The following is a 19,707-nucleotide window of genomic DNA, read 5'->3' on the forward strand; positions in this document are numbered from 1 at the left end:
CGGTGCCGGGCCCAGTGGAGGCAGACGTGCCCCGTCACCGCTAGCGGACCACGATGATCACGATGGCTCCGTTCCCGAACCGATGATCGAAGCGGTGATCGAAGCGGTGATCGAAGCGGTGATCGAAGCGATGGTCGAAGCGATGGTCGAAGCAGCGCCAGCCGTGGTGGCCCCGGCACCAGTCGTCTGTGACCTGGGTGGGCACGGCAGGGGCTGCCGCCGAGGCTGTGCCTGCTGCACCGATCGCGGCGCCGCCGGCCATCAGCAGGCCGGCCGTGGACGCCGCGAAGAGGCGCCTCGCGCGTGATGCTCGCATGATGGCCCTCCTTCTTCCCTCAGGGTGCGGCCCTACATTCCATACGTCCGCGGAGCCTTTCCGGATTGCCTCGGCGAGAGGGAAACGGAAACGGCCGCAGCCCCCGCACAGTGGGCTGCGGCCGTTTCCGTTTCCGACCTGTCCGTGGCAGGTCAGAGCGCGAGACCGGTGAGGACCAGCACGCGCTCGTAGGTGTAGTCCTCCATCGCGAACCGCACGCCTTCGCGGCCCACACCGGACTGCTTGGCGCCGCCGTACGGCATCTGGTCGGCGCGGTAGGACGGGACGTCGCCGATCACCACACCGCCGACCTCCAGGGCGCGGTGGGCACGGAAGGCGGCCTGGAGGTCGTGGGTGAACACGCCCGCCTGGAGGCCGTACTTGGAGTCGTTGACCGCGGCGAACGCCTCGGCCTCGCCGTCGACCTTCTGCACGGTGAGGACGGGCCCGAAGACCTCCTCGCAGGAGAGGGTCACACCGGCCGGTACGTCGGTGAGCACGGTCGGCGCGTAGGAGGCGCCGTCGCGGTCACCGCCGGTGAGCAGGGCGGCGCCGGCCTCGACCGCCTCCTTCACCCAGGACTCGACGCGCTGGGCGGCGTCCTCGCTGACCAGCGGGCCGACGTCGGTCTTCGGGTCGGACGGGTCACCGGTGACCTGGGCCTCGACGGCGGCGACGATGCGCGGCAGCAGCCGGTCGTACACGGAGGCGTCGGCGATCACGCGCTGCACCGAGATGCAGGACTGGCCGCCCTGGTAGTTGGAGAAGGTCGCGATGCGGGTAGCGGCCCAGTCCAGGTCGGCGTCGGAGGCGTAGTCGCCGAGGACGACCGCGGCTCCGTTGCCGCCCAGCTCCAGCGTGCAGTGCTTGCGCGGCACCGAGTCCATGATCGCGTAACCGACCTTCTCGGAACCGGTGAAGGAGATGACCGGCAGGCGCTCGTCCTGGACCAGGGCGGGCATCTTGTCGTTCGGCACCGGAAGGATGCTCCACGACCCGGCGGGCAGGTCCGTCTCGGCGAGCAGGTCACCGATGATCAGGCCGGACAGCGGGGTGGCCGGGGCCGGCTTCAGGATGATCGGGGCGCCGGCGGCGATCGCCGGGGCGACCTTGTGGGCGCACAGGTTCAGCGGGAAGTTGAACGGCGCGATGCCGAGCACGACACCCTTCGGGAAGCGGCGGGTGAGCGCGAGCCGGCCCTGGCCGCCGGCGTCGGTGTCGAGCCGCTGGGCCTCGCCGCCGTTGAACCGCCGGGCCTCCTCGGCCGCGAACCGGAACACGGAGACGGCACGGCCGACCTCGCCCCGGGCCCACTTGATCGGCTTGCCGTTCTCGGCGGAGATCAGCTGGGCGATCTCCTCAGTGCGCTCGGCCAGCCGCTTGCTGACGTGGTCGAGAGCGGCGGCGCGGACGTGCGCCGGGGTGGCGGCGAAGTCCTCGCGGACGGCGTACGCGGCGGCCACGGCCTCCTCGACCTGGGCGTCGGTCGGCACGCTGACCTTGCCGACGAGCCGGCCGTCCCACGGGGAGGTGACGTCGAAGGTGTCCTCGCCGGTGGCCTGGCGGCCGGCGAGCCAGAAGGCATGGGTGGAAGTCATGTACGAGTCCCGGCCCTTCCGCGTTGGGGGTGTGCTGCTTGGCTTGCGTGGTCCACGGTAGGCCGGGGGCGGCCGGGGGGCGTTTGTCCGAGTCGTAGCAGTACGCAGACCCGGCACTACTGATTGGACTACTCGGCGCTCCGCACTACTCCGTGGACGTCGCCTTCAGGGCGAGCCACAGCTCCATCCGCACGTCCGGATCGTCCAGACTGCGCCCCAGGATCTCCTCCACCCGCCGCATCCGGTACCGCAGCGTGTGCCGGTGCACCCCCAGGTCGGCCGCCGCCGCGTCCCACTGCCCGTGCCGGGACAGCCACGCCCGCAACGAGGCGACCAGGTCCCCCCGTCCGGTCGCGTCGTGCTCGTGCAACGCCCGCAGCAAGCCGTCGGCGAACGCCTTCACCGCGTCGTCGGCCAGCAGTGGAAGGACCGACCCGGCGGCCAGCTGCTCGTGCTCCACGAACACCCGCCCCCGCCGCCGCGCCACCGACAGCGCCTGCTCGGCCTGCTTGTACGCCGCCGCCGCCGCGATCGGCCCGGCGGGCGCGGAAAGGCCGACGACCAGCGCGTCCTCCTCCGCACGCCCCTGCTCGGCCACCGCCCGGTCAGCCTCTCGCGCCGCCGCGTGATCGGCACACGCGGCCACCGCCGCGCCCCCGTCGGCGGCCAGCACCACCAGCCGCTCCCCCTCGGGCACGACCAGCACGGCCTCCCCGGCCCGCGCCGCCGCGCTCTCCACGGTCTCCGCGAGTTCGCCCAGCGGTTCGCCCGCCGGGCCGGACCCGGACTCGGCGACGATCATTCGGAACGGGGCGTCCAGCAGCTCGCCGTACAGGTCACCGGCGACGGCCCGGGCGTGGTCCGGCTCGCCCGCGAGGAGCATGCGCAGCACCGCCGTACCGACGCGCTGCTCGGCCGCGTGCAGGGAACGCGAGCGTTCGGTGGTGAGGGTGAGCAGGGCGATGGCGGAGTGCACGGCGTACCGTTCGGCGGTGCCGAGCGCGGCGGCCGTCCCCACGGCGAGCGCGGCACGCGGACGGCGGCCGGTGCCGAGGCTGTGCAGCTCCACCCGGTCCTCGTGCTCGGGTCCGCCGACGACCGAGGACGCGGGCGCGGGCCGCTCCCGCAGCCGCTCGACCTCGGCGGTGATCCGGGCGGCGCGGCGGCCGGCCCACTCCGGCGCGGCGGCGACGACGGCACCCGAGGCGTCGTACAGCGCGGCCCAGCCGTCGACCTGGGCGGCGAGCGCGCTGAGCACCCCCTCCGGGCCGGTGTTCAGCGCCTGCTTGGTCAGTTCACGCTGGGCGGCGAAGCCCGCGGTGACCGCCCGGTACTGGTCGGCGGCGATGGCGGCCGAGACCGCCTTGCTGATGGCGAGGAAGGGGGTGCGGCGGGGAACCTCCAGCAGCGGCAGCCCCTCCTGCGCGCAGGCGTCGACGAGGGCGTCGGGAATCTCCTCGTAGTTCACGCCGACGGCGAACCCGAGCCCGACGACACCGGCGCCGACCAGCCGCCGCACATACCGCCGCATGGCCTCCGGGTCCTCCGCGTCCAGCTTGAGCGCGGTGATCAGCAGCAGCTCGCCACCCTCCATGTAGGGCACGGGGTCGGCCAGCTCGCTGACGTGCGCCCAGCGGACGGGCACGTCCAGGCGGTCCTCGCCCGCGCGCACGGTGAGCTTGAGCGCGGAGTGGTGGACGAGCGAGGCGAGAGTCGGGGGCATGGGGCCTTCACGGTGAGGGAGATCCGTCGATCCCGGTGATCTTTTGGCCGCCGTGTATGAACGGCCTAGCCCGATTCTGCCTCACCGTACGACCCCACGCTGGCCCCTCAGTCCCGCAGATCCACCAGCAACGGCGGCGCGTGCTCCCCCTCCACGGTGGTCAACGACAACACGGCATGCCCCGGCGGCACGCCATGAGCCAACTCGGAAGCCGACCACCGCTCCCGCTCGACCTGCCGCACGGTGACGGCGCGGGCGGTGGGCGCCTGCCCGGTGATGACCCGGCGCAGCATGTGCACGGCCTTGCCGGCCGGAGTCTCGGCGATGATCTGCCGGTCGGTGACGTCCCGGGTCTCGGTCCACTCCTTGCCCCACACCTCGGCGAAGTCCTGTCCGTCCCAGGGGGTGAGCCCGGACAGCGCCATCCGGCAGCCCGTGGCGCCCAGCAGCGGACCGCGCAGCGGCCGGGGTACGTCGTCCAGGGTGCGCAGCGTGAGCACCGTGCCGGCGTTGGCGCTGCGCAGCCGCTGGATGCCGCGCACGGCCTCCGGCGTGACGACCCCGGTGGCGTCGTCGAGCAGCAGGCAGGCGAAGAGCGACCGGTCCTCCCGTACCGTCACGGAGGCCGTGAACTGGGCGAGCACCAGCCGGGCCAGAATCCGGGAGGCGTCGGCGTGGCCGCGCTGGGGCAGGTCGATGCGGACCCGGACCGGGTGGTCGAGGGCCTTGAGGGAGAAGGGCCGGCTCTGTCCCAAGGTGTCGAAGAAGGCGGCGAAGGCGGGCCGGTCGAGCAGGGCGATCCGGTCGGCGAGGACCGTGCCGACGTCGCCCGGGTGGGCCATCTGCCGCTCCCGGGCGTCGAGTTCCCTGAGCAGGGACGCGTGCCCGGTGTCGGTCAGGCCCTTGCGCAGCGCGGCCAGCGGGCCGGGGGCTCCGTCGAGCAGCTGCCGCAGCTCCGGTACGGAGGGGAAGCGGTCGTGGACGGCGCGGAACGGGCCCAGCAGCTGGGCGAGGACGGTGGTGGAGCGGCGGCTGTCGCTGCCCGGGTGCGGGTCCGCGAGGTCGCCGACGAGGGCCTCGGCGAGTATGGCGGCGGCCTCGTCGGGGTCGGTGGTGCCGCCGTAGAGGTCGAGGTCGTACACGGATTCCGGGTGGCCGACGCGGACGACGACGTCGTAGGCCTCGGCCGGGCCGAGCCCGGCGCCCGCCGCGCCGACCACCACGACCGAGGCACGGCCTGCGAGGGCGTGAAGGCACAGGGACTCGGCGAGCGGGCGCACAACGCCACCGGTCTTCCCGGAGCCGGCCGGGCCGACGGCGAGCAGGGAGGTGCCGAGCAGGTCGGGGCCGAGGGCGAGGCCGGCGCCGCGGTAGTGGTAGGGGTTGCGGGGGTCGTCGGCCGTGGTGCCCAGCCGGACCTGGCCGGTGAGCAGGTCGTGCCGGGCGTGCCGGACGGGCAGGTCGCGTTCGCCGGAAGGGTGCAGGCAGGCGGCGGCGCCGTCCTTCAGTACGGCGCCGGTGAAGGTGGCCAGGCTGTGCCGGCCCGACCGTACGCCCTGCCAGGCCCTGGTGATCCGCGCGTGATCCACATCCCGCATGAGCCCGGCCTTCGCCTCGGCGGCAAGCCGCTCAGCAGCCTCATAGGCCCCGGCCTGCCGCAGCTGGGGCCATTCGGCGGGGTCTTGTTCGGGGGTGGGTGGCGTGTCGGCGGTGGGGGCGGCGCCGCGGCCCGCCGGCCCGGCCGTGCGCAGTGCGGGCACGGCGGCGCGTAGAAGGGGAGCGCCGTAGCGGCGCCAGAGCTCGCCCCAGTGGCCGATCTTTCCGAACAGCGCAAAGATCGCACCGAACACCAGCCACGTGTACAGCCACGATGCGACTCCGCCCATTTGGCCGGCTTCGCCCTTCACCCAGGAGTCCGGCGCGAGCACGTACCACGGCCACTGCCAGAAGTCACCGAGATAGCCGTTCCACAGCAGAGAACACAGCAGCCACCCGCACAGGAGCGCGATCACGGCTCCCCCCAGCAATTGCCGCGTGGGTGTCTCCGTCGGTTCGACCTCCGGCCGTGGCCGATAACGGAGTCGCCAGATTCCGGGCGCCGCCGGCGGCCTGGGTGCACGCAGCCACGTCAGGAAGGCCGACCCGTCGGGCATCGGCGGCACCCCGGGTGGCATGGGTGGCACCCCCGCCCCCTCCGGCGCCGCCATAGGGCGCGGTACCGGGTTCGCGTGCGTGCCGCGTGTGTCCCGCGTCCCGTCGCTGTCCATCGACCTTGCCCCCTGACCAGCCGTTCCGTCCGTCATCAGCGAGTCAATCTAACGCCCCGGCATGGGGAGTTCACCGCTTACGTGGCCGTAAGAGGCCGTACCCGCCCGGCCGGGCTATGTCCACGGCGGACAACGGGAGCCGCTGACAACGCCCACATGGAGCATGCCCACCCTCCGCAACCGGTCTTAACCTGCGAGAAAAGAAGGTATGCGTCCGAAAACGCACCGCCCGGAACCGCCCGGGACCGCCCGGTACGCAAGATCATCAGGGAGCCCCCATGACCGCACTTCCGCAGGAGCGCCGCGTCGTCACCGCCATCCCCGGCCCGAAGTCGCAGGAGCTTCAGGCCCGCCGTACCGCCGCGGTCGCCCAGGGCGTGGGCTCCGTGCTGCCCGTGTTCACCGCGCGTGCCGGCGGCGGCATCATCGAGGACGTCGACGGCAACCGGCTCATCGACTTCGGGTCCGGTATCGCCGTGACGAGCGTCGGCGCCTCCGCCGAGGCCGTCGTGCGGCGCGCGAGCGCCCAGCTCGCCGACTTCACCCACACCTGTTTCATGGTCACCCCGTACGAGGGCTACGTGGAGGTCGCGGAGGCGCTCGCCGAGCTGACCCCGGGTGACCACGCCAAGAAGTCGGCGCTGTTCAACTCCGGCGCCGAGGCCGTCGAGAACGCCGTCAAGATCGCCCGCGCCTACACCAAGCGGCAGGCCGTGGTCGTGTTCGACCACGGGTACCACGGGCGGACCAACCTGACCATGGCGCTGACTGCGAAGAACATGCCGTACAAGCACGGCTTCGGGCCGTTCGCGCCCGAGGTGTACCGCGTGCCCGTCGCCTACGCGTACCGCTGGCCGACCGGCCCGGAGAACGCCGGGCCGGAGGCCGCCGCGCAGGCCATCGACCAGATCACCAAGCAGGTCGGACCGGACAACGTCGCCGCGATCATCATCGAGCCGGTCCTCGGCGAGGGCGGCTTCATCGAGCCCGCCAAGGGCTTCCTCCCGGCGATCCGGCAGTTCGCCGCCGACAACGGGATCGTCTTCGTCGCCGATGAGATCCAGAGCGGCTTCTGCCGGACCGGTCAGTGGTTCGCGTGCGAGGACGAGGGGATCGTCCCGGACCTGATCACGACCGCCAAGGGCATCGCGGGCGGTCTTCCGCTCGCTGCCGTGACCGGGCGCGCCGAGATCATGGACGCCGCGCACGCCGGTGGCCTCGGTGGTACGTACGGCGGTAACCCGGTCGCGTGCGCCGGTGCGCTCGGCGCCATCGAGACGATGAAGGAGCAGGACCTCAACGGCAAGGCCAAGCGCATCGAGGAGGTCATGAAGGGCCGCCTCACCGCGATGGCCGAGAAGTTCGACATCATCGGTGACGTGCGTGGGCGTGGTGCCATGATCGCCATCGAGCTGGTCAAGGACCGGGCCACCAAGCAGCCGAACCCGGAGGCCACCGCAGCGCTCGCCAAGGCCTGCCACGCCGAGGGTCTGCTGGTCCTGACCTGCGGCACCTACGGCAACGTGCTCCGCTTCCTGCCCCCGCTGGTCATCGGCGAGGACCTGCTGAACGAGGGCCTCGACATCATCGAGCAGGCGTTCGCCCGCATCTGACCCCGCGCATCCGAGCGGTGGGTCCGCACCTCTGGAGGTGCCTGCGGCAGGCCGTGTGAAGAAGGTGTGCGGGGTGGATGACGGGAGCGGATTCCGTCTGCCCAAGCGCCGCCGCCTGCCGTAGGTTCTCTCCAGATGAGAGATACACCCGCCCACAGGGGACTGCGGGCGGACACCGGGCCGGGGCCTCCCCAGCTTCGACCTGGTCGTGCCCTCGCGCACACAACCGGCGCCTGACGGCTCCGGGATCTCCTCACCGATCGGACGGTCGCCGCCCCAAACCCCCCGGGGCGTGCGACGTTCCGATCCGGACGGCCGCCTCGGAACCACCCCCCCTGTTCCGGGGCGGCCGACCTCCTTCCCCGTGGCTGTCTGCCAAGCTGGGCCCCATGCTGCTCCTGGTCCTCCCGGCGGTCGTCTTCGCCTTCGTCACCTGGCAGGTCGTCGCCGACGGGCCGCTGCTCCGGCTGGACGCGGACGCCAGCGGGGCGCTCGTCCACCCGGACCGGTTCTCCCAGCTGCTCTCCGACCTCGGCAACGTCCAGGTCGCCCTCCCCGTCCTCGCCGTGGCCCTCGGGTACGCGGCCTGGCGGGGCCGGGCCGCCGGGGCGGAGCGGTGGTGGCTGCCGCCGCTGGCCGCGGCCGTGCTGATGGCGCTGGTCCCGGCGATCGTCGTACCGCTGAAGGAGTGGACGGCCCGGCCGGGGACACCGGTGGTGCCCCCGGGGACCGGCTACTTCCCTTCCGGTCATACGGCGACGGCGGCGGTCGCGTACGGCTCGGCGACCCTGCTCCTGCTGCCGTGGCTCCGCTCCCCCGCCGCCCGCCGCGCCCTGGTCACCGGGTGCGCGGCCCTCGTCCTCGGGGTGTCGTACGGCCTGGTCCGCCACGGCTGGCACTGGCCGCTGGACGTGGTGGCCAGCTGGTGTCTGGGCACGGTGCTGCTGGCCGCCCTGTCCCTCGTGGTCAGCCGAAGTACGCGTCGAAGTTCTTCTGGAACTCCCAGTTCGCGTAGCGGTCCCAGTTCACCGACCACGTCATCAGGCCCCGGAGAGCGGGCCAGGTCCCGTGGGTGGCGTACGAGCCGCAGTTCGTCCTCTTCGTCAGGCAGTCCAGGGTCCTGGTGACCTCGGACGGGGAGACGTAGCCGTTGCCCGCGTTGGTCGACGCCGGCATGCCGATCGCGACCTGGTCGGGGCGCAGCGGCGGGAAGACGTTGTTCGGGTCGCCGGCGACCGGGAAGCCGGTGAGCAGCATGTCGGTCATGGCGATGTGGAAGTCGGCGCCGCCCATGGAGTGGTACTGGTTGTCCAGGCCCATGATCGGGCCGGAGTTGTAGTCCTGGACGTGCAGCAGGGTCAGGTCGTCACGGAGGGCGTGAATGACCGGGAGGTAGGCGCCGCAGCGCGGGTCCTGGCCGCCCCACTTGCCGGTTCCGTAGTACTGGTAGCCGTTCTGGACGAAGAAGGTCTCCGGGGCCATCGTGAGGACGAACTTCGCGCCGTACCTGGCCTTCAGGGTCTTCAGGGCCGAGATGAGGTTGACGATCACGGGCGTGGTCGGGTTCTTGAAGTCCGTGTCGTTCGCGTTCAGGGACAGCGAGTGGCCCTCGAAGTCGATGTCCAGGCCGTCGAGGCCGTAGGTGTCGATGATCTTCGAGACGGAGGAGACGAAGGTGTCGCGGGCCGCGGTCGTGGTCAGCTGGACCTGGCCGTTCTGGCCGCCGATCGAGATCAGCACCTTCTTGCCGGCGGCCTGCTTGGCCTTGATGGCCGCCTTGAAGTCGGCGTCGCTCTCCACGTTCGGGCACTCGGTGACCGGGCAGCGGTTGAACCGGATGTCCCCGGAGGTGACCGAGGTGGGCTCGCCGAAGGCCAGGTCGATGACGTCCCAGCTGTCGGGGACGTCGGCGAGGCGGGTGTATCCGGCGCCGTTGGCGAAGCTGGCGTGCAGGTAGCCGACGAGGGCGTGGGCGGGCAGGTCGGACGAGTCGCCGCCACCGCCGCCGGCGCTGGTCGTCGCGGTCACGACCGCGGACTTCGCGGACTCCCCGGCGTCGTTCACCGCGGTGACCTGGAAGCTGTACGCCGTCGAGGCCGCGAGGCCCAAGACGGTGGCCGAGGTGCCGGTCGCCGTCTGGACCCTGGTGCCGTCGCGGTAGACCGCGTAGCCGGTCGCGCCGGTCACCGCGGACCAGGACAGGCCGACGGAGGACGAGGTCACGGAGGTGGTCTTCAGGCCGGTCGGCGCGGCGGGCGGCTGTGCGGTGCCGCTGCCGCCGGGGCCGACCAGGGTGAGGTCGTCGGCGTAGTAGGCGCCGGTGCCGTACCAGCCGTGGGTGTAGATCGTGACCTTGGTGGTGGCCGCCCCGGTGCGGAAGGTGGTGCTCAGCTTCTGCCAGTCGGGGGCGGACTGGGTCCAGGTGGAGACGTCGGTGGTGCCGGTGCCGCTCGCGCCGAGGTAGACGTAGGAGCCGCGGACGTAACCGGACAGGGTGTACTGCGCGTTCGGCTGGACGGTCACCGTCTGGGAGCACTGGGCGTTGTCGCTGCCGGCCGGGGTGGCCTGGAGCGCGGAACTTCCGCTGTGCACGGGTGAGTCGACCGTCGTGCCGGCGGTGCAGGTCCAGCCGGTCAGGCCGGACTCGAAGCCGCCGTTGACGGCGACGTCCGCGTCGGCCGCACGGGCGGCCGACGAGAGCGCGGTGATGCCGGGTACGGCCAGCAGTGCGGCCGTGAGCGCGGCTAGGACGGATCTGGGGCGTCTGGCGCGGTCCACAAAGGCCTCCGTGGGTGGGGGAGTTGGAGGGGCGGAGCGCACACAACTTGGTCCAGACCAATCCTGTTGTCAAGGTGTCAGGGAGCTACCCGTTCCCCCTCCCCCTCGCCGGACCCGCCGCCGCCTCGTGCATCGCCAGTTCCAGCAGCGCCGGGTCAGTCAGCGTGCCCGAGCCGTCCGGCGGCACCAGCCAGCGCACGCCCCGGGTCGCCCGGCCCGGATACGGCACGACGATCCAGGTGCCTGCCCCGGCGGTCCGGACACCGGTGCCGAGCCAGCGGGCCGCGGTGCCCGGGGGTACGAGGAACCCGACCCGGTTGTCGCCGAAGTCGACGAGCACCGGGCCGAGTCGGTCGAGGATCCGGGTCAGTACGTCCAGGGTCGGATAGCCGAGGTCGCCCGGCAGGATCAGGACGTCCCACGCCTTGCCGGCGGGCAACAGGGCGACCCCGAGGGGGTTGCGCTCCCACTCCCGGCGACAGGCCTCGGGGTCCGGTGCGACGGATGCCAGCCACTCGACCGCCGTCTTCGCCCCAGTCATGAGAAGGCCTCCCTCTCTCGCGTGGACGCGGATGCGTCACGAGGGAGAGGGAGGTCCTCCGGGGAGCATTACGCGGGTTCCGGCGACTTGTCGCAGCGACCCCGGCCGCACCAGCAAGAGGGTGCGCTGTAGCCGCCCTCGGCGCGCCCGCCGCGACGTCGGCGCCGGCGGCGCCGTCGACGCCGTCGACGCCGGACGTCACCCTCTCCGGGGCCTCGCTCGCGGCGAACGGCACGGTGATGTTCCAGCGGAATGTGACGGCTCGAACGCATCCCGTCATCCCCGGAGGGACCGTCTACGTCGAGACGACCGTCGCCTCCCCGTGCGGCGGCGGCAACAACGGGTACGCCCGTGCCTACGACCACACGACGCGGACCTGGTCACCCAGGCTGCCCGTTCCCGTGTGCGTCCGCTTCGACTAGCTGTCGAAGCCCAGTCCCAGGCGGTCCATCGTCCGCAGCCACAGGTTCCGGCGGCCTCCGTGGGCGTCCGCGCGGGCCAGGGACCACTTGGTGAGGGCGATGCCCGTCCAGGCGAAGGGCTCCGGCGGGAACGGCAGCGGCTTCTTGCGGACCATCTCCAGTTCGGTGCGCTCGGTGCGCTCCCCCGCAAGCAGGTCGAGCATCACGTCCGCGCCGAACCGGGTCGCGCCGACACCTAGGCCCGTGTAGCCCGCCGCGTAGGCCACGCGGCCCTGGTGGGCGGTGCCGAAGAACGCCGAGAAGCGGGAGCAGGTGTCGATCGCGCCGCCCCAGGCGTGGGTGAAGCGGACGCCCTCCAGCTGCGGGAAGCACGTGAAGAAGTGGCCCGCGAGCTTGGCGTAGGTCTCGGGCCGGTCTTCGTACTCGGCACGGACCCGGCCGCCGTAGGGGTAGATCGCGTCGTAGCCGCCCCACAGGATGCGGTTGTCGGCGGACAGCCGGAAGTAGTGGAACCGGTTCGCCGAATCCCCGAGGCCCTGTCTGTTCTTCCAGCCGATCGAGGCGAGCCGGTCGGCGGTCAGCGGCTCGGTCATCAGCGCGTAGTCGTAGACCGGGACGGTGTACGACCGCACGCGGCGCAGCAGGCTCGGGAAGATGTTCGTGCCGAGCGCGACCTTGCGGGCGCGGACGGCGCCGTACGGGGTGCGTACGGCCATCCCGGCACCGTAGCTCTTCAGGGTCAGGGCGGGCGTGTGCTCGTACACCCGCACCCCGAGCTTCAGGCAGGCCTTCTTCAGGCCCCAGGCCAGCTTCGCCGGGTGCAGCATGGCCACGCCCCGGCGGTCCCACAGGCCGGCCTCGAAGGTGGGCGAGTTCACCTGCTCGCGCACGGCGTCGGCGTCCAGGAACTCGATGCCGTCCGCGAGCCCCTTCTCCTCCAGCTCCCGGTGCCAGTCGCGCAGTTCCCACGCCTGGTAGGTCTCGGTGGCGACGTCGATCTCGCCGGTGCGTTCGAAGTCGCAGTCGATGCCGTGCCGGGCGATGGCGGCCTCGATCTCGTCGAGGTTGCGCCGGCCCAGCTCCTCCAGTGTGTGGATCTCGTCGGGCCAGCGGGCCAGGCCGTTGGGCAGGCCGTGGGTGAGGGAGGCGGCGCAGAAGCCGCCGTTGCGGCCGGAGGCGGCCCAGCCCACCTCGCGGCCTTCCAGCAGCACCACATCGCGCCCCGGGTCGCGCTCCTTGGCGCCCAGCGCGGTCCACAGCCCGCTGTAGCCGCCGCCGACGACCAGCAGGTCGCAGGTCTCGGTGCCGGTGAGGGCGGGCTCGGCGGGTGGCTTGCCGGGGTCTTCCAGCCAGTACGGGACCGGCTGGGCTTCGGAGAGAGAGGCGATCCAGTTGTCTTTGCCACGGCTCATGGCGCTTGGGGCCATGATTTCAACTCCCTACAGAGAACATTCCTGAAAAGGGCTACGCCCTTTGCCTGTTCCGGCGGTTGGTGATGACCATCGAGGTCAGGACGAACAGCACGGCGACGAGGAACATGGCCGTACCGATCACGTTGATCTGCACGGGCGTTCCGCGCTGTGCCGATCCCCACACGAACATGGGGAAGGTGACGGTCGAACCGGCGTTGAAATTGGTGATGATGAAATCGTCGAAGGAGAGCGCGAACGACAGCAGCGCGCCCGCGGCGATTCCCGGTGCCGCGATGGGCAGGGTGACCCGCAGGAAGGTCTGCACGGGACCGGCGTACAGGTCCCGGGCGGCCTCCTCGAGACGCGGGTCCATCGACATCACGCGCGCCTTGACCGCGGTGACGACGAAGCTCAGGCAGAACATGATGTGGGCGATGAGGATCGTCCAGAAGCCCAGCTGGGCGCCCATGTTGAGGAACAGGGTGAGCAGCGAGGCGGCCATGACGACCTCGGGCATCGCCATCGGCAGGAAGATCAGCGAGTTGACGGCGCCGCGCGCGCGGAAGCGGTAGCGGACCAGCGCGAAGGAGATCATCGTGCCGAGAACGGTGGCGCCGACCGTCGCCCAGAGGGCGATCTGGAGGCTGAGGGACAGCGAGCCGCACATGTCGGCGACGCCGCACGGGTCCTTCCAGGCGTCCGTGGAGAACCGCTGCCATTCGTAGTTGAAGCGCCCCTTCGGTTTGTTGAAGGAGAACACGGTGACGATGACGTTCGGCAGCAGGAGATAGGCGAGCGTCAGCAGTCCCGCGATGACGACGAGATGGCGCTTGAGCCAGGTGACGAAGGGCATTTAGACCAGATCCTCCGTCCCGGAGCGGCGGATGTAGAGCGTGACCATGGCCAGGATCGCGGCCATGAGGATGAAGGAGAGGGCCGCGGCCGTCGGATAGTCCAGGATGCGCAGGAACTGCGTCTGGATGACGTTGCCGATCATGCGGGTGTCGGTGGAGCCGAGGAGTTCGGCGTTGACGTAGTCACCGGCCGCCGGGATGAAGGTCAGCAGCGTCCCGGAGACCACGCCCGGCATGGACAGCGGGAAGGTGACCTTGCGGAAGGTGGTCCACGGCTTGGCGTACAGGTCGCCGGCCGCCTCGTGCAGCCGCCCGTCGATCCGCTCCAGCGAGGTGTACAGCGGCAGGATCATGAACGGCAGGAAGTTGTACGTCAGGCCGCAGACGACCGCGAGCGGGGTGGCGAGGACCCGGTCGCCGGCCGTCCAGCCGAGCCAGCTGGTGAGGTCCAGGATGTGCAGCGAGTTCAGCGTGTGCACGACCACGCCGTTGTCCGCGAGGATCGTCTTCCAGGCCAGGGTGCGGATGAGGAAGCTGGTGAAGAAGGGCGCGATCACCAGGACCATGATCAGGTTGCGCCAGCGGCCCGCGCGGAAGGCGATGAGATAGGCCAGCGGATAGCCGAGCAGCAGACACAGCACGGTCGCGGCGGCGGCGTAGAAGACGGAGCGCAGGAACTGCGGCCAGTACGCGGACAGGGCGTCCCAGTAGGTCGCGAAGTGCCAGGTGACCTTGTAGCCCTCCTCCAGGGAGCCCTGCTGCACGGAGGTGGAGGCCTGGTAGAGCATCGGCAGCGCGAAGAAGACGATCAGCCACAGCACGCCGGGCAGCAGCAGCCAGTACGGCGTGAACCGGCCGCGCCTGCGCGGGGGCTTCTTCTCGGGGGTCGCGGGGGCGAGAGGCGGGGGCGCCTCGGTGAGCGTGGACATCAGGCGGCGACCTCTTCCTCGGTGCCCGCGTCGATGTCCTGAGCCGCGTCCAGGCCGAAGGTGTGGGCTGGGCTCCAGTGCAGGACCACGTCGGCGCCGGGGACGAGCCGGCCGTCGCGCTCGACGTTCTGCACGTACACCGCCAGCTCGTCGCAGACGGGGCTGTCGATGACGTACTGCGTGGAGACGCCGATGAAGCTGGCGTCGGCGATCTTGCCGGTGAGGCGGTTGCGGCCCTGAGGGATCTCCCCCGCGTCGTCGGCGTGCGTGAGGGAGATCTTCTCGGGCCGGATGCCGACCAGCACCTTGCCGCCGGCCGTCGTCGGGGCGGAACAGCGCGCCTCGGGCAGCACCAGCTTGCCGCCGCCCGCCTTGAGCACGATGTCGTCGCCGTTCTTCGTGTCGACCTCGGCCTCGATGAGGTTGGAGGTGCCGAGGAAGTTCGCGACGAAGGTGCTCTGCGGGTTCTCGTACAGGTCGGCCGGCGAGCCGAGCTGCTCGACCCGGCCCGCGTTCATCACGGCGACCGTGTCGGCCATGGTCATGGCCTCCTCCTGGTCGTGCGTGACGTGGATGAACGTGATGCCGACCTCGGTCTGGATGCGCTTCAGCTCCAGCTGCATCTGGCGGCGCAGCTTCAGGTCCAGGGCGCCGAGCGGCTCGTCCAGCAGGAGCACCTTGGGGTGGTTGATCAGCGCGCGGGCCACGGCGACGCGCTGCTGCTGGCCGCCGGAGAGCTGGTGCGGCTTCTTGCGCGCCTGCTCGCCCAGCTGGACCAGCTCCAGCATGTCCTCCACCTGCTTCTTCACGCTCTTGATGCCGCGCCGGCGCAGACCGAAGGCGACGTTCTCGAAGATGTCGAGGTGCGGGAAGAGGGCGTAGGACTGGAAGACCGTGTTCACCGGCCGCTTGTACGGCGGCAGGTGCGTGACGTCCTGGTCGCCGAGCCGGACCGTGCCCGTCGTGGGCTCCTCCAGGCCGGCGATCATGCGCAGGGTGGTGGTCTTGCCGCAGCCGGAGGCGCCGAGCAGGGCGAAGAAGGAGCCCTCGGGCACGGTCAGGTCCAGCGGATGCACGGCGGTGAAGGAGCCGTAGGTCTTGGAGATGCCGGAGAGGCGGACGTCGCCGCTGTTGTCTGTCGTCTTCATCCTCGTCACGCCCCTGTGAGCTTCGCGAACTTACCTTCGTAGGCCGTCTCTTCCTTCTGGCTCAGGGAGCGGAAGGCGTGGGACTTCGCCTGCATGGCCTTGTCGGGGACGATCAGCGGGTTGTCCGCCGCGCCCTTGTCGATCTTGGAAAGGTAGGGCTTCACCCCGTCGACCGGCGTGACGTAGTTGATGTAGGCGGCGAGCGCGGCGGCCTGCTCGGGCTCGTAGTAGAAGTCCATGAGCCGCTCGGCGTTCGTCTTGTGCCGCGCCCTGTTCGGGACGCACATGTTGTCGGTCGACGTCATGTAGCCGCTGTCGGGGATGACGAAGTCGACGTCCGGGCTGTCCGCCTTGAGCTGGACCACGTCCCCGGCCCAGGCGACGCAGGCCGCGAAGTCGCCCTTGGTCAGGTCGGAGGTGTAGTCGTTGCCGGTGAAGCGGCGGATCTGGCCCTTGTCGACGGCCTTCTGGAGGCGGGCGATCACCGCGTCGAAGTCGTCGTCGGTGAACTTCGCCGGGTCCTTGCCCATGTCCAGCAGGGTCATGCCGATGGAGTCCCGCATCTCCGACAGGAAGCCCACCCGCCCCTTGAGCTTCGGGTTGTCGAGCAGGTCGGAGACCGACTTCACCTCGATGCCGTCGAGCGCCTTCTTGTTGTAGGCGATCACGGTGGAGATGCCCTGCCAGGGGTACGAGTACGCCCGCCCGGGGTCCCAGTCCGGGTTGCGGAACTGGGCCGAGAGGTTCGTGTAGGCGTGCGGAAGGTTGGACGGGTCGAGTTTCTGCACCCAGCCGAGGCGGATGAGCCGGGCGGCCAGCCAGTCGGTGAGGACGATGATGTCGCGGCCGGTGTCCTGGCCCGCGGCGAGCTGAGGCTTGATCTTGCCGAAGAACTCGTTGTTGTCGTTGATGTCCTCGGTGTACCGGACCGTGATCCCGGTCCGGCGGTGGAAGGTCTCCAGGGTGGGGTGGTGCTTGCCGCTGTCGTCGACGTCGATGTACTCGGTCCAGTTGGAGAAGTTCACCACCTTCTCCGCGGCCGAGTGGTCCTGGGCGGAGGTGCCGCCCTGGGTCTTGCCCGCCGCGGGGATCCCGCAGCCGCTCAGCGCCCCGAGGCCGCCGGCGGCGAGCGCGCCGCCCGCGGACGCCCGCAGCAGCGACCGGCGGGTCAGGGCGGCCCTGCCGTTACGGAGGCTGCGCCGCATGGCGGCCACTTGGGGCGGGGTGAGGCGGTCGGGCTCGTACTGCTCCATGCGCGTGGTGCCCTTTCGGGAGGATCGGCCTGGTCGGTGGCCTGGTCGTCGCTAGCGGTCCCCGAAGATCGTGCGGTGCCAGTCCTTCCTGGCGACCGCGGTGTTGTCGAACATTACGTGCTTGACCTGCGTGTATTCCTCGAAGGAGTACGCCGACATGTCCTTGCCGAAGCCGGAGGCCTTGTAGCCGCCGTGCGGCATCTCGCTGATGATCGGGATGTGGTCGTTGATCCAGACACAGCCCGCCTTGATCTCGCGGGTGGCCCGGTTCGCGCGGTAGACGTCGCTGCTCCACGCGGAGGCGGCGAGGCCGTACGGGGTGTCGTTGGCCAGCCGGATGCCCTCATCATCACTGTCGAACGACAGTACGACCAGTACCGGACCGAAGATCTCCGACTGGACGATCTCGCTGTCCTGGGCCGCGTCGGCGATCAGGGTGGGCCGGTAGTAGGCGCCGTCCTTCAGGTCGCCCTGGGGGGCCTCGCCGCCGGTCACCACGCGCGCGTAGGCACGCGCGCGGTCCACGAAGGCGGCGACCCGGTCGCGCTGGACGTGCGAGATCAGCGGGCCGAGGTCGGTGCCGGGCGCGAACGGGTCGCCGAGCCGCACGGTCTCCATCAGCGCGGCCGTCCGCTCCACGAACGCCTCGTACAGCGGGCGCTGCACGTACGCGCGCGTGGCGGCCGTGCAGTCCTGCCCGGTGTTGATGAGCGCGCCGGCGACCGCGCCGTGCACGGCGGCCTCCAGGTCGGCGTCGTCGAAGACGACGAAGGGCGCCTTGCCGCCCAGCTCCAGATGCAGCCGCTTGACGGTGGCGGTGGCGATCTCGGCGACGCGCTTGCCGACGGCGGTGGAGCCGGTGAAGGAGGTCATGGCCACGTCGGGGTGCCCGACCAGATGCTCACCGGCCTCCTTCCCGGTCCCGGTGACGATGTTGATCACCCCGTCCGGGATGCCCGCGTCCGTGGCGGCCCGGGCGAAGAGCAGCGAGGTCAGCGGGGTCAGCTCGGCGGGCTTCAGCACGATGGTGTTGCCGGCGGCGATGGCCGGGAGGATCTTCCAGGCGGCCATCTGGAGCGGGTAGTTCCAGGGTGCGATGGAGCCGACGACACCGATGGGCTCGCGCCGGATGTACGACGTGTGGTCGCCGGAGTACTCACCGGCGGACTGCCCCTGGAGATGCCGGGCCGCGCCCGCGAAGAACGCGGTGTTGTCGATCGTCCCCGGTACGTCGAACTCACGGGTGAGCTTGAGCGGCTTGCCGCACTGGAGGGACTCCGCGCGGGCGAACTCCTCGGCGCGGTCGGCGAGCACGGCGGCGAACCGGTGCAGCGCGTCCGAGCGCTCGCCCGGGGTGGCGGCGGCCCAGCCGGGGAAGGCCGCGCGCGCGGCGGCGACGGCCGCGTCGACGTCGTCGGTGCCGGCCAGCTCGTACGTGTACACCTCGGCGCCGGTGGCCGGGTCGACCACGGAGTGGGTACGACCCGAGGTTCCCTTTGCGGGCCGGCCGGCGATGAACTGCGCGCCGTCCGCGAAGCGGTCCTGTGCGGGGAATCGTTCCGGGGTGGCGGTGCCCGGGTTGTGCATGTCGCTCTCCTCCGCCGTGCGCCCGTCCCGAGGGGCGGGGGGCGTAGCTCCAGCTCGATTTGAGTGCCGATCCTGACAGAGGGACAGGACGCCAACAAGTGATTCCGTTGTTGCCTTTTGGTTACGCGACGGAATCTGTCGACCAGGTGTCGAGTCGGGGCTGAAAAGGGCGGACGGAGTGTCAGTGGTGCGTGCCACACTCGCGTGCATGGGGAAGGTCGACGGGCTGGACGCCCTGATCAGGGAAGTCCGGGCGGGGTCCCGGATCAGGTATCTGCACTTCTGGGGGCACCGGCCGCAGCCGGACGGCCGGATCGGCCCGAGCTGTCTGAGCCAGTGGTGGCCGTCACCGTTCGTGGTGGACGGCGTGCGGTACGCGACGGCAGAGCACTGGATGATGGCGGGCAAGGCCCGGCTGTTCGGGGACGCGGAGGCGGAGCGCCGGGTGCTGGCCGCGGAGCATCCCGCCGAGGCGAAGAAGGCGGGCCGGCTGGTCCGGGACTTCGACGAGGCGGTGTGGGCGCGGGAACGCTTCCGGCTGGTGGTCGAGGGCAACGTGCACAAGTTCGCCGCCGACGACGACCTCGGGATGTTCCTGTTGGGGACCGGGGAGCGGGTGCTGGTGGAGGCGAGCCCCGTGGACCGGATATGGGGCATCGGCCTGGCCGCGGACGACGAGGCGGCCTCGGACCCGCAACGATGGCGGGGCCTGAACCTGCTGGGCTTCGCACTGATGGAGACCCGGGAACGCTTGGCGGGGGCGGGGGCGTAGCCCTGCGGGGCTGGGCGGGGGGCGGTTGCCGGGGTGGGGGTGCCCGTGGGGTGGGGGTGCCGGGGTGGGTTTGCCTGCGGGGTGGGGGTGCCTGCGGCGGGTTGCTGGGGGTCGGATGCGGGGTCGGACTCGGGGGTCGGACTCGGGGTTCCGAGCGCCGGCGCTGGGGTGTCCGCCGTCGGGTTGCCGCTATTGCCTCGCGGCTGTCGCCCTGGGGCGGGGAGCCTGCGTCGGGTCGCCGCGACCGGGCTGCGGCGTTAGGTTGCCGCCGTCAGGCCGCCGCCGGATTGCCGCCATCAGGTTGGCCCCACTCGGCTCGCGGCCGTCGCCCCTGGGGGCGGCGAGCCTGCGTCGGGCTGCCGCAATCAGGCTGCGGCGTCAGGTTGCCGCCGTCAGGCTGCCGCCGGATTGCCGCCATCAGGTTGGCCCCACTCGGCTCGCGGCCGTCGCCCCTGGGGGCGGCGAGCCTGCGTCGGGCTGCCGCAATCAGGCTG

The 19,707-nt window shown here is 71.2% G+C and carries 15 protein-coding genes and 1 pseudogene; 4 read left to right on the forward strand and 12 right to left on the reverse strand.

The window, feature by feature from the left end; translation table 11 throughout:
• Positions 1-40: 40 nt before the first annotated feature.
• The 4 genes from ACZ4WH_RS17460 to ACZ4WH_RS17475 all read right to left on the reverse strand — a co-directional run bounded on the left by ACZ4WH_RS17460 (position 41) and on the right by ACZ4WH_RS17475 (position 5,904).
• Positions 41-316: a hypothetical protein gene (locus ACZ4WH_RS17460; protein WP_468181233.1), complete on the reverse strand. Its 276-nt coding sequence runs from the start codon at positions 314-316 to the stop codon at positions 41-43.
• Between the two features lie 152 nt (positions 317-468).
• The gene (locus tag ACZ4WH_RS17465; RefSeq protein ID WP_468181235.1) at positions 469-1,914 is read right to left on the reverse strand and encodes an aldehyde dehydrogenase family protein; all 1,446 of its coding nucleotides are present in this window, start codon (positions 1,912-1,914) and stop codon (positions 469-471) included.
• A 145-nt stretch (positions 1,915-2,059) separates the two neighbouring features.
• A complete protein-coding gene (locus tag ACZ4WH_RS17470; protein WP_468181237.1) occupies positions 2,060-3,637 on the reverse strand; it encodes a PucR family transcriptional regulator in 1,578 nt (525 codons plus the stop codon).
• 107 nt (positions 3,638-3,744) lie between these two features.
• Positions 3,745-5,904 carry an ATP-binding protein gene (locus ACZ4WH_RS17475; protein WP_468181239.1) on the reverse strand — a complete coding sequence of 720 codons (2,160 nt, stop codon included), beginning with the start codon at positions 5,902-5,904 and terminating at the stop codon, positions 3,745-3,747.
• A 278-nt stretch (positions 5,905-6,182) separates the two neighbouring features.
• On the opposite strand from ACZ4WH_RS17475, the gene gabT reads away from it, so the two are divergent.
• Together gabT and ACZ4WH_RS17485 are read left to right on the forward strand one after the other, a co-directional pair.
• The gene (gabT, locus tag ACZ4WH_RS17480) at positions 6,183-7,517 is read left to right on the forward strand and encodes a 4-aminobutyrate--2-oxoglutarate transaminase (RefSeq protein ID WP_468181241.1); all 1,335 of its coding nucleotides are present in this window, start codon (positions 6,183-6,185) and stop codon (positions 7,515-7,517) included.
• A gap of 650 nt (positions 7,518-8,167) precedes the next feature.
• Positions 8,168-8,434: pseudogene (locus ACZ4WH_RS17485) on the forward strand (phosphatase PAP2 family protein); the annotation flags it as partial.
• A 49-nt stretch (positions 8,435-8,483) separates the two neighbouring features.
• Here the strand turns inward: ACZ4WH_RS17485 and ACZ4WH_RS17490 are convergent.
• The gene (locus tag ACZ4WH_RS17490) at positions 8,484-10,295 is read right to left on the reverse strand and encodes a chitinase (protein WP_468181243.1); all 1,812 of its coding nucleotides are present in this window, start codon (positions 10,293-10,295) and stop codon (positions 8,484-8,486) included.
• Between the two features lie 85 nt (positions 10,296-10,380).
• A complete protein-coding gene (locus tag ACZ4WH_RS17495; RefSeq protein WP_468181245.1) occupies positions 10,381-10,836 on the reverse strand; it encodes a hypothetical protein in 456 nt (151 codons plus the stop codon).
• A 254-nt stretch (positions 10,837-11,090) separates the two neighbouring features.
• Here ACZ4WH_RS17495 and ACZ4WH_RS17500 point away from each other — a divergent pair, with 254 nt between their 5' ends.
• The gene (locus tag ACZ4WH_RS17500; protein ID WP_468181247.1) at positions 11,091-11,258 is read left to right on the forward strand and encodes a hypothetical protein; all 168 of its coding nucleotides are present in this window, start codon (positions 11,091-11,093) and stop codon (positions 11,256-11,258) included.
• Here ACZ4WH_RS17500 and ACZ4WH_RS17505 read toward each other — a convergent pair.
• The 6 genes from ACZ4WH_RS17505 to ACZ4WH_RS17530 are packed head-to-tail and all read right to left on the reverse strand — an operon-like array spanning position 11,255 to position 18,441.
• Positions 11,255-12,685 (reverse strand): NAD(P)/FAD-dependent oxidoreductase, encoded by a 1,431-nt coding sequence (locus ACZ4WH_RS17505; RefSeq protein WP_468181249.1) that lies wholly within the window; start codon positions 12,683-12,685, stop codon positions 11,255-11,257. The two genes, ACZ4WH_RS17500 and ACZ4WH_RS17505, sit on opposite strands and share 4 nt — an antisense overlap.
• Positions 12,686-12,722: 37 nt before the next feature.
• On the reverse strand, positions 12,723-13,523 hold the full coding sequence (locus ACZ4WH_RS17510; protein ID WP_468181251.1) for an ABC transporter permease: 801 nt from the start codon (positions 13,521-13,523) through the stop codon (positions 12,723-12,725).
• Positions 13,524-14,453: an ABC transporter permease gene (locus ACZ4WH_RS17515; RefSeq protein ID WP_468181254.1), complete on the reverse strand. Its 930-nt coding sequence runs from the start codon at positions 14,451-14,453 to the stop codon at positions 13,524-13,526.
• A complete protein-coding gene (locus ACZ4WH_RS17520) occupies positions 14,453-15,610 on the reverse strand; it encodes an ABC transporter ATP-binding protein (protein ID WP_468181256.1) in 1,158 nt (385 codons plus the stop codon). The genes ACZ4WH_RS17515 and ACZ4WH_RS17520 overlap by 1 nt, the downstream gene beginning before the upstream one ends.
• Entirely contained in the window at positions 15,607-16,854 is a 1,248-nt protein-coding gene (locus tag ACZ4WH_RS17525) for a polyamine ABC transporter substrate-binding protein (protein WP_468181258.1), read from the reverse strand. The genes ACZ4WH_RS17520 and ACZ4WH_RS17525 overlap by 4 nt, the downstream gene beginning before the upstream one ends.
• A gap of 51 nt (positions 16,855-16,905) precedes the next feature.
• Positions 16,906-18,441 (reverse strand): gamma-aminobutyraldehyde dehydrogenase, encoded by a 1,536-nt coding sequence (locus ACZ4WH_RS17530; protein WP_468181260.1) that lies wholly within the window; start codon positions 18,439-18,441, stop codon positions 16,906-16,908.
• 208 nt (positions 18,442-18,649) lie between these two features.
• Between ACZ4WH_RS17530 and ACZ4WH_RS17535 the strand changes: the two genes are divergently transcribed.
• Entirely contained in the window at positions 18,650-19,213 is a 564-nt protein-coding gene (locus ACZ4WH_RS17535) for an NADAR family protein (protein WP_468181262.1), read from the forward strand.
• Positions 19,214-19,707: the final 494 nt, after the last annotated feature.

Source organism: Streptomyces sp. NPDC029138 (assembly GCF_055564375.1).

Excerpts from the sequence above, each read along its gene's own strand:
- ACZ4WH_RS17465 (WP_468181235.1), bottom strand. The coding sequence starts at position 1,914 with ATGACTTCCACCCATGCCTTCTGGCTCGCCGGCCGCCAGGCCACCGGC.
- ACZ4WH_RS17530 (WP_468181260.1), bottom strand. The coding sequence starts at position 18,441 with ATGCACAACCCGGGCACCGCCACCCCGGAACGATTCCCCGCACAGGAC.
- ACZ4WH_RS17525 (WP_468181258.1), bottom strand. The coding sequence starts at position 16,854 with ATGGAGCAGTACGAGCCCGACCGCCTCACCCCGCCCCAAGTGGCCGCC.
- gabT (WP_468181241.1), top strand. The coding sequence starts at position 6,183 with ATGACCGCACTTCCGCAGGAGCGCCGCGTCGTCACCGCCATCCCCGGC.
- ACZ4WH_RS17475 (WP_468181239.1), bottom strand. The coding sequence starts at position 5,904 with ATGGACAGCGACGGGACGCGGGACACACGCGGCACGCACGCGAACCCG.
- ACZ4WH_RS17515 (WP_468181254.1), bottom strand. The coding sequence starts at position 14,453 with ATGTCCACGCTCACCGAGGCGCCCCCGCCTCTCGCCCCCGCGACCCCC.
- ACZ4WH_RS17470 (WP_468181237.1), bottom strand. The coding sequence starts at position 3,637 with ATGCCCCCGACTCTCGCCTCGCTCGTCCACCACTCCGCGCTCAAGCTC.
- ACZ4WH_RS17460 (WP_468181233.1), bottom strand. The coding sequence starts at position 316 with ATGCGAGCATCACGCGCGAGGCGCCTCTTCGCGGCGTCCACGGCCGGC.
- ACZ4WH_RS17495 (WP_468181245.1), bottom strand. The coding sequence starts at position 10,836 with ATGACTGGGGCGAAGACGGCGGTCGAGTGGCTGGCATCCGTCGCACCG.
- ACZ4WH_RS17535 (WP_468181262.1), top strand. The coding sequence starts at position 18,650 with ATGGGGAAGGTCGACGGGCTGGACGCCCTGATCAGGGAAGTCCGGGCG.
- ACZ4WH_RS17510 (WP_468181251.1), bottom strand. The coding sequence starts at position 13,523 with ATGCCCTTCGTCACCTGGCTCAAGCGCCATCTCGTCGTCATCGCGGGA.
- ACZ4WH_RS17505 (WP_468181249.1), bottom strand. The coding sequence starts at position 12,685 with ATGGCCCCAAGCGCCATGAGCCGTGGCAAAGACAACTGGATCGCCTCT.